At 67.9% G+C, this 12145-nt stretch carries 11 protein-coding genes; 4 read left to right on the forward strand and 7 right to left on the reverse strand.

Annotated elements, in window-relative coordinates; all coding sequences use genetic code 11:
- Positions 1-6: 6 nt before the first annotated feature.
- A complete protein-coding gene (locus Y710_RS13875) occupies positions 7-771 on the reverse strand; it encodes a PIG-L family deacetylase (RefSeq protein ID WP_082781325.1) in 765 nt (254 codons plus the stop codon).
- A gap of 50 nt (positions 772-821) precedes the next feature.
- Here Y710_RS13875 and htpG point away from each other — a divergent pair, with 50 nt between their 5' ends.
- Positions 822-2762, forward strand: coding sequence for a molecular chaperone HtpG (gene htpG, locus Y710_RS13880; RefSeq protein WP_062367707.1), 1941 nt, complete (start codon positions 822-824; stop codon positions 2760-2762).
- Between the two features lie 4 nt (positions 2763-2766).
- Positions 2767-3237, forward strand: coding sequence for a nitroreductase family deazaflavin-dependent oxidoreductase (locus Y710_RS13885; RefSeq protein WP_006895053.1), 471 nt, complete (start codon positions 2767-2769; stop codon positions 3235-3237).
- Positions 3238-3364: 127 nt separating this feature from the next.
- Here Y710_RS13885 and Y710_RS18780 read toward each other — a convergent pair whose 3' ends face one another.
- The 5 genes from Y710_RS18780 to Y710_RS13905 all read right to left on the reverse strand — a co-directional run bounded on the left by Y710_RS18780 (position 3365) and on the right by Y710_RS13905 (position 8556).
- A complete protein-coding gene (locus Y710_RS18780) occupies positions 3365-3508 on the reverse strand; it encodes a hypothetical protein (protein WP_156150511.1) in 144 nt (47 codons plus the stop codon).
- A gap of 121 nt (positions 3509-3629) precedes the next feature.
- The gene (locus tag Y710_RS13890) at positions 3630-4664 is read right to left on the reverse strand and encodes an LLM class F420-dependent oxidoreductase (RefSeq protein ID WP_062367708.1); all 1035 of its coding nucleotides are present in this window, start codon (positions 4662-4664) and stop codon (positions 3630-3632) included.
- A gap of 137 nt (positions 4665-4801) precedes the next feature.
- Complete coding sequence (gene katG / locus Y710_RS13895) at positions 4802-7003, reverse strand: catalase/peroxidase HPI (protein WP_062367709.1); 2202 nt, start codon at positions 7001-7003, stop codon at positions 4802-4804.
- 38 nt (positions 7004-7041) lie between these two features.
- A complete protein-coding gene (locus tag Y710_RS13900; protein WP_006895049.1) occupies positions 7042-7503 on the reverse strand; it encodes a Fur family transcriptional regulator in 462 nt (153 codons plus the stop codon).
- Between the two features lie 9 nt (positions 7504-7512).
- Positions 7513-8556: a phosphotriesterase family protein gene (locus Y710_RS13905; protein ID WP_006895048.1), complete on the reverse strand. Its 1044-nt coding sequence runs from the start codon at positions 8554-8556 to the stop codon at positions 7513-7515.
- A gap of 177 nt (positions 8557-8733) precedes the next feature.
- On the opposite strand from Y710_RS13905, the gene Y710_RS13910 reads away from it, so the two are divergent.
- Together Y710_RS13910 and Y710_RS13915 are read left to right on the forward strand one after the other, a co-directional pair.
- Positions 8734-9387 carry a phosphatase PAP2 family protein gene (locus Y710_RS13910; protein WP_006895047.1) on the forward strand — a complete coding sequence of 218 codons (654 nt, stop codon included), beginning with the start codon at positions 8734-8736 and terminating at the stop codon, positions 9385-9387.
- Between the two features lie 14 nt (positions 9388-9401).
- Positions 9402-11333: a serine/threonine-protein kinase gene (locus Y710_RS13915; RefSeq protein ID WP_006895046.1), complete on the forward strand. Its 1932-nt coding sequence runs from the start codon at positions 9402-9404 to the stop codon at positions 11331-11333.
- A gap of 10 nt (positions 11334-11343) precedes the next feature.
- On the opposite strand, the gene Y710_RS13920 is transcribed toward Y710_RS13915, so the two are convergent.
- Positions 11344-12054 (reverse strand): CPBP family intramembrane glutamic endopeptidase, encoded by a 711-nt coding sequence (locus tag Y710_RS13920; protein WP_062367710.1) that lies wholly within the window; start codon positions 12052-12054, stop codon positions 11344-11346.
- Positions 12055-12145 lie beyond the last annotated feature (91 nt).

Here is a 12145-nt window from a genome sequence, read left to right on the forward strand (position 1 = left end):
CGGGAGTCAGGCGAGCTCGGCTCCGCCCGGAACGAGATCGCGCCGCAGATACGACTCCCACTGCAGAAACAGTCGCTGCGGATCGCGGGGGAGTGCTCCGAAGGCCTTCATCGACGCGCTGCGCGCGATCTCCGTCTTGTGCGAGACGATCGCGCGGATCTTGCTGCCGAGGCAGTCGTCGATGTCGACGGCGAGGTCGATCCGGTCGCTGGGCGTCCCGGACACGGGAAGATGCGAGTCCTCGGTGAGGTGCGGTTTCAACGTGGTCACGGTGGTCTCGGGAATGGTGATGAAGTAGAGCGAACGGACCTGCCAGGGCTCGCCCGCGTCGGGGCGGTAGGCGCCGATCGCCGCGGCGTCGGCCGCGGCGCACGTGAGCCGGTTGGCGTGGATGTGATCGGGGTGGCCGTACATGCCGTAGGCGTCATAGGTGACGAGGATGTGCGGCTTGATCTCCCGGATGTGTGCCACCAGAGCCGCGACCTGCTCGTCGAAGGGCGCTGAGACGAACGGAGTCGCGCCGGGCGCGGACTCGGGGACGAAACTGTCGGCGTAGCCGAGCATGATGGGCTCGCGAGACAGTCCCAGTTCGCGGGCGGCGTCGAGCAACTCGCCGTGGCGCGCGGTCCCGGGCACCCACGTGCATGTCACCAGCGAGACCTCGCCGCCGCGCCGGGCGTGTCGTGCCATGGTGCCGCCGGTCCACAACGACTCGTCGTCGGGATGAGCGTGGACGAACAGAGCACGTGGAACCCCAGACACGCCCTTCACAGTACGCGCAGCCGCCCCGGTACACTCAGCGGCGCGAAATCAGCTCAACGATGAGGAGTTACGCGGTGACCTCGCAGGTGTACGAGTTCCAAGCCCAGGCACGCCAACTGCTGGATCTGATGGTTCATTCGATCTATTCGAACAAGGACAGCTTTCTTCGCGAACTGATCTCCAACGCGTCGGACGCGGTCGACAAGCTCCGCTTGGAAGGCTTGCGCGACAAGGACCTCGACGTCGACATCTCCGATCTGCACATCCGGCTGACCCCGGACGCCTCCGCTCGGACGCTGACCGTGTCCGACAACGGCATCGGCATGTCGCGCGAGGAGGTCGTCGACCTGATCGGAACCGTGGCGAAGTCGGGCACCGATGAACTGCGCCGGAAGCTCGCCGAGACCGACGCCAAGGACGCCGGGGAACTGATCGGCCAGTTCGGCATCGGCTTCTACTCGGTGTTCATGGTCGCCGATCGCGTCGAACTGGTCACGCGCAAGGCCGGCGAGACCGTCGGAACGCGCTGGGAGTCGACCGGCGACGGGACCTACACCCTCGACGAGGCCCCCGACGCTCCGCAGGGCACGTCGATCACCCTCACCCTCAAGGCCGTCGACGAGGAGAACGCGGTCCACGACTACGCCGACCAGAACGTGCTGCGCGCTCTGGTCAAGAAGTACTCCGACTTCATCTCCTGGCCGATCCGCATGCGGGTGACCAAGCAGGTGCCTGCCGCCGAGGAAGGCGGCGAGCCCACGACCGAAGAGGTCGACGAGACCCTGAACTCGCAGAAGGCGCTGTGGGCGAAGTCGCCCGGCGAGGTGTCCGAGGAGGAGTACGCCGAGTTCTACCGTCACATCTCGCACGCCTGGGACGAGCCCCTCGAGACCATCTCGCTGCACGCCGAGGGCACGTTCGAGTACCAGGCCCTGCTCTTCATCCCGTCGCAGGCGCCGTTCGATCTGTTCATGCGCGAGCGCACCAGCGGCATCCACCTGTATGTCAAGCGCGTGTTCATCATGGACGACGCCGCCGAGTTGATGCCCGAGTATCTGCGGTTCGTCCAGGGCGTGGTCGACGCCGCGGATCTGTCGCTGAACGTCTCGCGCGAGATTCTGCAGCAGGACCGTCAGATCCGCGCCATCCGGCGACGTCTGGTGAAGAAGGTCATCTCGTCGGTCCAGGAACTGCAGGACCGTCGTCCGGAGGACTACCAGACCTTCTGGAGCAATTTCGGCCGCGTCTTCAAGGAAGGTCTGATCAACGACCACGACAACGCGAAGGCGATCCTCAAGGCGTCGGTGTTCGGGTCCACCCACAGTGAGACCGAGCCGACCACACTGGTCGACTACCTCTCGCGGTGCAAGCCCGATCAGGACGTGATCTACTACATGACCGGCGAGTCGCGGACGCAGATCGAGCGGTCGCCGCACCTGGAGGCCTTCCGCGCGAAGGGCATCGAGGTGCTGCTGCTGTCCGATCCGGTGGACGAGGTCTGGGTCTCCTCCGGTCTCGACTTCGAAGGCAAGCAACTGGTGTCGGTGGCCAAGGGCGTCGTCGACCTGGATGACGCCGACGCGGACGCCGACGGCGAGGAGAAGTCGAAGCGCGACGAGGAGTTCGCACCGCTGCTGTCCTGGCTCGCCGACACGCTCGCGGACGACGTCTCGGAGGCGCGGCTGAGTTCGCGGCTGACCGAGTCGGCGGCGTGCCTGGTCGGGGACACTTTCTCGATGACCCCGCAGTTGGAGAAGCTGTATCGGGCGTCGGGCCAGCCGGTGCCCAAGTCGAAGCGGATCCTGGAGCTGAATCCGGACAACGCCCTCGTCACGGCCCTGCGGAGCAAGTTCGACGCGGACGGCGACGATCACACGGCTCTCGAACCGACCGCCAAGCTGCTGTACGCGACGGCGGTGCTCGCCGAGGGCGGAGATCTCGACGATCCGGCGGAGGTCGCGAGGCTGTTGGCCGACACGCTCACCAGAGACCTCGGCTGACCCGGTGGGGATCCTCACGCGGTTGGCGATCCTGATCGGGTCGATCTCCTGGCTGCCGCGGTACCTCCCGTGGATCGTGAAGGCGGACACCGTGCTTCAGAAGGTCTCGCGCGGCCGAGTGGATCTGCTGCGGATCGCCGGACTTCCCGGGATCACCATCACGGTGCGCGGCCGCAAGAGCGGAGTGCTGCACTCGACGCCGGTGCTCGCGGCGCCCGACGGCGAGGACTGGATCGTCGCCGGCTCGTACTTCGGGGGACCGCGGACGCCTGCGTGGGTCTACAACATCCGCGCCGCCGATTCGTTCGACGTCGAGGTTCACGGGGCGGCGACGCGGATGTCAGCGACCGAGCTCTCCGGCGTCGAGCGCGCCGCCGCGTGGGACCGGCTGCTCGGCGTGTGGCCGAACTTCACATTGTACGAGAAGCGCACGACCCGGGTGATTCCGCTGTTCCGCCTGCACCGCGTGAGCTGACCGTCGTCGCCGGGCCGTCCGCCGGCCGTTCCTGAACGACGACTTGTTCACAACCCTCCGAAACAGCAGTGGTCCCCGACGGATTCGTTCCGTCGGGGACCACTGCTGTTTCGTGTTGTTCGGGCCGTCAGCCGACGCCGAGCACCGCGACCGGAGAGTTTCCGAGTTGCAGGCTCAGGCGCTCGTTGGCGCTCTGGTTCATCCGCGCGGCGATCCGGCGAATGTACGCGTGAAAGGTGGACGCAAAGGTCGAACCTGTGCTGTTTCGCATGGTGGAGACCTCCTTCGTTCTTTGCAGTCCATACCTTTGTAACCTCCGCGCAAGGTGAAGTCAAGCGTTATTCGGGTCGCGTTAACCTTTCGTTCACCTAATCAAGGTCGCGGTCAACGGCTCAGTCGAGCAGTGCGGCGAGGCGTTCCACCTCGGCCACGGTGCCGGGGGAGACGAGCATCGTGGTGACCCCGGCGCGCTCCCAGACAGCCATCTGTTCGCGTACGTGGGCCTCGTCGCCGACGATCGCCGAATCGTCCACGACCGCGTCCGGGATGATCGCCGCGGCCTCGTCCTTGCGGCCGGACCGGAACAGCGCGGTGACCTCGTCGACTACCTCGGCGTAGCCCATTCGGCGGTAGACCTCCGCATGGAAGTTGGTGTCCTCGCTGCCCATGCCGCCCATGTACAGCGCGAGGAAGGGCTTGATCGCGGAGTAGGCGGCGGCGACGTCGTCGGTGAGGACGATCTGCGCCACCGCGGCGATCTCGAACGTCTCGCGGGTGTGGCGGGCGCCGGGTCGGGCGAACCCCTCGTCGAGCCAGGCGTTGTACTGGTCGGCCATCCGGGGTGTGAAGAACAGCGGAAGCCAGCCGTCGGCGATCTCGGCGGCCAGGGCGATGTTCTTGGGGCCCTCCGCGCCGAGGTGGACCGGGATGTCCCGGCGCAGCGGATGCACGATCGACTTCAGGGGTTTTCCGAGGCCGGTCGCCGACTCGTCGGACAGCGGGAGCGGATAATGCGGTCCGGGACTGGTCACCGGTGCCTCCCGCGCCCACACCTGGCGCATGATGTCGACGTACTCCCTGGTGCGTGCCAGCGGCTTCGCGAATCGCTGGCCGTACCAGCCCTCGACCACCTGCGGGCCGGAGACGCCGAGACCGACGATGTGCCTGCCGCCCGAGAGGTGGTCGAGAGTCAGGGCCGCCATCGCACACGCGGTGGGCGTGCGGGCCGACAGCTGAAGCACGGACGTGCCGAGTCTGAGGCGTTCGGTGTCGCTCCCGTACCAGGCGAGGGGAGTGTAGGCGTCCGAACCCCAGGCCTCCGCCGTATAGACGGAGTCGAAGCCCGCCCGTTCGGCGGCCTGAACGAGTTCGCGGTGGTTCGTGGGCGGCTGGGCGCCCCAGTATCCGAGTTGCAGACCGAGTTTCATCCCTCGAGGCTAACGGGGCAGTCGGGGGCGAGGCCCGCCATCGGGGGGCTGAACTGAGATCCGTCGGGGCAGCGGTGCCGGAGGGCGGATCACCCTCGGACGCCGCTGACCCGACGGATCTCGGCCTGGTCAGTCGGTCAGCGGTGCAGGTCGAACCGGTCCGCGTCCATCACCTGCGTCCACGCGGCGACGAAGTCGTCGACGAACTTGGCTTCGGCGTCGTCGGCCCCGTACACCTCGGCCAGCGCCCGGAGCTGGGCGTTGGCTCCGAAGACGAGGTCGGCGCGCGTGGCCGTCCACCTCGTCTCTCCGGTGGCGAGGTCGGCGCCGACGAAAGTGCCGTCGCCGGCGTCGGTCCACTCTGTCTCCATATCGAGGATGTTGACGAAGAAGTCGTTCGTCAACGTCTCGGGACGGTCGGTCAGCACCCCGTGCTGCGATCGTCCGTGATTGGCGCCGAGCACACGCAGACCGCCGACCAGCACCGCCATCTGCGGGGCGCTGAGCTGAAGCAGCTGCGCGCGGTCGACCAGCAGGTACTCCGCCGGGATCGGCGCGTCGGCGGCGAGGTAGTTGCGGAAACCATCCCAGCGGGGCTCCATCACCTTGAACGACTCGACGTCGGTGTTCTCCTGCGTGGCGTCGGTGCGGCCGAGTGAGACCGGCACCTGAACCGTGTGGCCGGCCGCACCCGCGGCCTTCTCGATCGCCGCGGCCCCGCCGAGGACGATCACGTCCGCCACCGAGACCTGCTTGACGCCGGACCCGGCGTTGAACTCCTGGGCGATCCCCTCCAGGACGGGGAGCACTTCGTCGAGCTCGGCGGGCTCATTGACGGTCCAGTGGCGCTGCGGCTCGAGACGGAGACGACCGCCGTTGGCGCCGCCGCGCTTGTCGCTGCCGCGGAACGACGCCGCAGCCGCCCACGCCGTCTTGACCAGCTGAGACACGGTCAGGCCCGAATCGAGGATCCGCTCCTTGAGCGCCTGGGCGTCGGCGTCGTCGATCTGCTCGTAGTCCGCTACGGGGACCGGGTCCTGCCAGACCAGGGTCTCCGACGGGACCTCGTCGCCGAGGTAACGGGGAAGCGGGCCCATGTCCCGGTGCGTCAACTTGAACCACGCGCGTGCGAAGGCGTCGGCGAACTCGTTCGGGTTCTCCAGGAAGCGGCGCGAGATCTTGCCGTACACCGGGTCCTCGCGCAGGGCGATGTCGGTGGTCAGCATCATGGGCTGATGCCGCTTGTCGGGATCCTGCGGGTCGGGGACGCTGGTGGAACCGGCGTTGTCCTTGGGCCGCCACTGGATGGCTCCGCCCGGACCGGTGTACGTCTCCCACTCGTAGCCGAAGAGGGTCCAGAAGAAGTTGTTGTCCCAGGTGATCGGCGTGCTGTTCCACGCTCCCTCGAGCCCGGAGCTGATGGCGTCGGCACCCGAGCCGGTGCCGTAGGTGCTCTTCCAGCCCAGCCCCATGTTCTCCATCGGAGCGTCCTCGGGCAGCGGTCCGACATGGTCGGCCGGACCCGCGCCGTGCGTCTTCCCGAAAGTGTGACCGCCGGCGATCAGGGCGACCGTCTCCTCGTCGTTCATCGCCATCCGGCCGAAGGTCTCGCGGATGTCGACGGCGGCCTTGAGCGGATCCGGATTCCCGTTGGGGCCTTCGGGATTGACGTAGATGAGGCCCATCTGGACGGCGGCGAGCGGATTCTCGAGGTCGCGGTCGCCGGTGTAGCGTTCGTCGTCGAGCCAGGTGGTCTCCGGTCCCCAGTAGATCTCCTCCGGTTCCCACTTCTCGGTGCGGCCACCGGCGAACCCGAAGGTCTTGAAGCCCATCGATTCGAGGGCCACGTTGCCGGCGAAGATGATGAGGTCGCCCCACGACAGCGCGGAGCCGTACTTCTTCTTGATCGGCCACAGCAGTCGGCGTGCTTTGTCGAGGCCCGCGTTGTCGGGCCAACTGTTGAGGGGCGCGAACCGCTGCATGCCGTGGCCGGCGCCGCCGCGACCGTCGGCGACGCGGTATGTGCCGGCCGAATGCCAGGCCATCCGGATGAACAGCGGGCCGTAGTGGCCGTAGTCGGCGGGCCACCATGCCTTCGAATCGCGCATGAGCGCCTCGATGTCGCGGCGGACCGCGGTGAGGTCGAGGGATTCGAAGGCCGCGGCGTAGTCGAAGTCGGCGCCCATCGGGTCGCCCTCGGCCGGGTTCTCGGCGAGGAGCTTGAGATTCAACTGCTTCGGCCACCAGTCACGGTTGCCGCCGCCTTCGGCAGGGGCTGCCATCGCGGCCGCGTGGACCGGACATCCTGATGCGTTCTGAACGGGCTGTGGGTCGGACACTGCGGTTCCTTTCGGTGGGTGAAACTCCGGGGTGGCGATCAGTGAGCTGAACTGTCAGGACGACCGGAGTCGCCCGGAACGTCCTCGGCGGCGAGACAGTCGGGGCAGACGCCCCAGTAGATGACCTCGGCCTCGTCGATCTGGAAGCCGTGGTCGGTGGCCGCCTGCAGACACGGGGCTTCACCGACCGCGCAGTCGACGTCGCGGACGTCTCCGCATACCCGGCAGACCAGGTGGTGATGGTTGTCCGCGATCCGCGTCTCGTAGAGCCAGACGTGTCCCGACGGCTGGATCCGCCGGATCAGGCCGGCGTCGGTCAACGCGTGGAGGACGTCGTACACCGCTTGCCGCGAGACGCCGGGCAGTTCTTCGCGAACCGTCGTCAGAACGGTCTCGGTCTCGGCATGCGGATGCGCGTCCACGGCCGCCAACACGGCCAGTCTGGGCCGGGTGACTCTCAGCCCGGATCGCCGGATGACGGTGGAGTAGTCGGTGGCCATGCGCCCACTCTACGGCTTTTCTGGACTAAATCCAGTTTTCTCGAAATCTGCCACGGTGATGACGGCGTCACTCGACACGGACGAGCCCGCCGACCTGGTCAGAAAGGCCCGAGGGACGGCACGCATCATCGTGTCGATGACCTCGCGGCTCACGCCGGCGGCGAGAAGATCTGGAATCACGCGTCCGGTCACCTGGAAGTAGTCCCAGTCCGGCGCGGCCTCGGCCAGGCTCGCAGGTTCGAACCAGTCACTGAAGCAGAAGGCGTCCTGCGACAGCATGATCCGGTCTGAGTACCCGCGCTCGATCAGAGCGAGAAGCGTGCGCATACGGTCGGCGTACGGCAGGAGGACGTCGACGCCGAATCGATCGAGTCCGAGCAGCGAGCCGGCATCGGCCAGCCTCATGAGGTAGTCCAGATCCGTGGTGTCACCGCAATGCGACATCCGGACCCGGCTCAGATCGACGCCCTCTTCGGCCAGGACCCGCTGGGCCACCAGTCCGGATGCGGTGTGCGGGTTCGTGTGAACCACCACCGGCGCGCCTGTCTCGACAGCCGCCCGTCCCACGGCCCGCATCACGCGCTCGACGCCCGTGCTCAATCCCTCGGATTCGATCGCGCAGTAAAGGAACCCGGCCCTGATCGCGCTGCGGCCGATGCCGACTGTCAGGTCACGGACGAACCGGCGCTCGAGCGGGTCCGGCGCGTCGAAACCGAGTCCGGGTCCGGTGTAATGGAACTGAAAAGGCAGATCGTGATAGGTGTACAGGCCGGTGGCCAGCACGATGTTGAGGTCCACGCGGTCGGCTACGGCGGCGATCCGCTCCACGTTGCGGCCGAGCCCGGGCACCGAGACATCCATCAGTGTGTCGATGCCCGAGGCCTTGAGTCGGGTCAGCGTGGCGACCGCCGCATCGATCTGGGCCTGCTCGTCCCAATCCGGCAGGAAGTTGACGCGGTAGTCGTCGTTCACGACGAAGATGTGTTCGTGGGAGAGCACGTTGCCCAGGCGGTCCGCGTCGATCGGACCGGCCGCGGTTTCGATGCTCTCCATGGCGCCTCTCACAGAAATGGGCACCGTAGCGGCGCCCGCGATCATTGCCAACCTAGCCGCAGGAGACGCGCCTTGGCGCCGTAACCGCAGAAGCCGTCCCACCGCACTGCTCATGGTTCGCAGATCGGGCCCCGACCTGCGGACTTCTCAGCGTCTGCTCAGTGAGCGGAGCCGAAGATGGTCAGTATGCCGAAGCCCTCGATGACCGTCGGAGTCCTACTGCTGCTCACGACCGCCGCTCTCGGTGCGGTCGTCTACGACGTCCACGGCCCGCTCGCCGCCGACCGGAGCGTGTGGGAGTGGACGCTCGCACAGCGTTCCGGAACCGCGACCGGCGTCGCCGTGTTTCTCTCCACCGTTCTCAGCCCTGTCGGAACCATCGTGCTCGGCGCGGTGGCCGCGATGGTCCTGTGGCGCCGAGACGGCGGCGTCGAGCGAGCCGCGGCCCTGCTCTCGACGGTCGTGGCCGCGGCCGCCGTCGCGGAGGTGTTCAAGATCGCGGTGCATCGGACCCGGCCTCCGGTCGCCTGGCAACTCGAGGCCCACGAGACCGCTGGGTCGTTCCCGTCCGGACACACCACCGGCACCGCGGCGCTCGCGTTCGGGCTGGTCGCGGTCACCGCGGCGTCGGCGTCCGCCGCGACCAGAGTCGTCGCGGCGTGCGGAGCGCTGGCCGTGGCGCTCGCGGCCGCCGCATCCCGGCTCTACCTCGGAATGCATTGGATCACCGATGTGACCGCAGGCATTCTGGTCGGGGCAGCCGCCGCGCTGATCGTTCCGCCGCTGGTGCACGCCGTGCTGCGGCATGCGCCGCTGCATGCGAGGTCATGACCTAGGCTGTTCCCATGTTGAGCCCGGGCCAGTACTTCGCCAACTACTTGATCGAGCGAAGACTCGGGGTCGGCGGCATGGGGGAGGTGTACCTGGTCGCACATCCGCGGCTCCCCCGGGAAGATGCGCTCAAGGTGCTGCCCGCCGAGCTGACCGGTGACCCCACCTATCGGGCCCGGTTCATCCGTGAGGCCGATCTGGCGTCCCAACTCGATCACCCGGGCATCGTGAGCGTGTACGACCGCGGTGAGTTCGAGGGGCAGCTCTGGATCGCGATGAAGTACGTCCCCGGGGCGGACGGCGACGCCCTGCTCCAGCAGTCGGGACCGCTCGACCCGGCGACGGTCTGCGAGATGATCGGCGCCGTCGCGGACGCTCTCGACTACGCGCACTCGCGGGGAATGCTGCACCGCGACGTCAAGCCCGCGAACATTCTGGTGGACGACTCGACCGCGGCGCACCGCAAGGTGTATCTCACCGACTTCGGAATCGCTCGCACCACCACAAGCGACACCGCGCTGACAGCGGCGAACCTGACGGTGGGGTCGATCCAGTACTGCTCACCGGAGCAGTTGCGCGGGGCCGCACTCGACGGACGCACCGACCAATACGCGCTCGCCTGTACCGCATTCCGGCTCCTGACCGGCCGAGCGCCGTTCCCGCTCGCGAAACCGACCGACATCATCAACGCTCATCTCCATGCTCCGGCCCCGAGCGCCACCGCGGTTCTGCCCACTCTGGCACCCGCCGTCGACCTGGTCCTCGCACGGGCGATGGACAAGGACCCCGCCCGCAGGTACCGGACGTGCCGAGAGTTCGCAGACGAATTGGACGGGGCGCTGCGCAGACCGGGCTTCACACCGCAGGCGGCGACGCCGCAGGCTCCGGCGGCGTACGCGCCGACGATGATCAATCCGGCTCCGACCCCACCGCACAGCGGGGCACAGCCCACCGCGCCCCTCGCGCCGCAGTCGCCGCCGGCGCAGCAGGGCCCGTCGCCGGCGCAGCCCTACCCGCAGCGTCCCCGAATCGGCGCCTTCGGCCCGCCCCCGGTACCGCAATCTCCGGTACCGCAGCCCCCGGCACAACAGCCACCTCATTTCGGGCCGCCGCCCGGAGACTTCGGCCGGCAGCAGCCCTACGGTGCGCCCGGGTATCCGCCCGAGCCGACGGACACCGGCAGGCGGAAAGCCGTGATCGTGGCGGCGGTAGTGCTGGTCGTCCTCGCGGCGATCGCGGTCGCCGGATTCTTCGTCTTCCGCGGCGACGACGGTCCCGACACCGCGGCCGGGACATCTACCGTGCCGTCCACTCCCGAGTCGACGTCGTCGCCGGTGAGTACCTCGGCTCCCTCGACCACTGCCGGCGGGCCCGCGGTGGTCGCCGGCGTTCCGACGCTGTGTGCGGGCGGGGTCACGACGCAGTCGTCGTCCGCGTCCAGAGTCGGGACCGGACCGATCTCCATTCCGTCGAACGACCTTCCGGTCAGCGGCTGGGATCCCGACAACATCTCGCAGATCCCGTTCGCGGTGACGGCCAACGGCATCAAAGCCTCACGCCCGGCCGGCACGTCGGGGTGGATGGCGCAGATCGCCGTCGGCACGCTGCCCGCATCCTTCCGCGATCGCACGGAGCCCATCGCCAGGAAACTGGTGGAGTGTCTGTCGTCGAGTTCGGGGTACTCGGGAGTCGACGCCTCACCGGCCCGGATCGAGGACGTGCGCAACGACCGGCTCGACAACAAGATCACCGAGTACACGCTGATCCGGGCTCGCATCGACGTCCGCAATCAGCGCTCCGGTGTGCTCGGTGACGATGTCACGGTGGTCGTCGTGAACAGTTCTCCGATGACCTTCGCCTTCGGAGTGAGTCCGATCAACGATGCGACCACCAGGGCCGAAGTCGACAAGGCGATCGTGAATCTCCGCGTGCAGACCGGGAATTGATCGGCGCGAGTCAGAGCAGCTGCCAGGCCAGGGCGGCGCCGAGCGCACCCGAGGCGTTGAGAGTCCAGTGCAGGACGATCGGGGCGAGCAGATTGGCCGTTCGGAAGCGCAGCCAGCCGAGGATCCATCCGGCCGCGGAGGTCGCGACCACCGCGCCGACCACGCCGGCGACGGCGGCTCCGACGCCGGCGCCGATCGCATCGGTGACACCGGCGTTCCCCGCCGAGAGTCCGAGCGACGAGGCGATGTGCCACAAACCGAACAGGGCCGCGCCGGCGATCAGGGTGAGCCGCCGGCTCATCACTCGCCGCAACGATCCCTGCAGCACACCGCGGAACAACAGTTCCTCGGGAATCACGGTCTGCACGGGAATCCACACAAGAGCGGCGAGCAGCGCGTCACGCGCGGACGAGTAGCGGTCGTTCAGGAAGAACGTCCGGGTCCAGGGGATGGCGACGCCGGCACCGACCACCACGACGACCGCGACCACGACGATCGCCGACCACCGGAACCCGTACTTGAGCTCCGAGGAGCTGATGCCCATCTCCGACCACGCCAGGCCCCGCATCCGCGCGAGGAGCACCACCGCGACCGCGCCCACCGGAACCGCGAGGAGCCCCGGCCAATGCCCGGCGAAATGCGCCAGGGCGTTGACCGTGATCAATGCCGCGACCACGACGCCGACGATCGCCCAGTCTCGATGGTTGCGCGCCTGGCTCACTCGGCCTCCGGTCTGACGATTCTTCGAGCATCCCCCGCCACCTGAGCTATCTGACATGCGGCAGTGTGGGAACCACCGAACAATACCCGGA

This window comes from Gordonia sp. QH-12, from assembly GCF_001578675.1.
Lineage (GTDB): Bacteria > Actinomycetota > Actinomycetes > Mycobacteriales > Mycobacteriaceae > Gordonia > Gordonia sihwensis.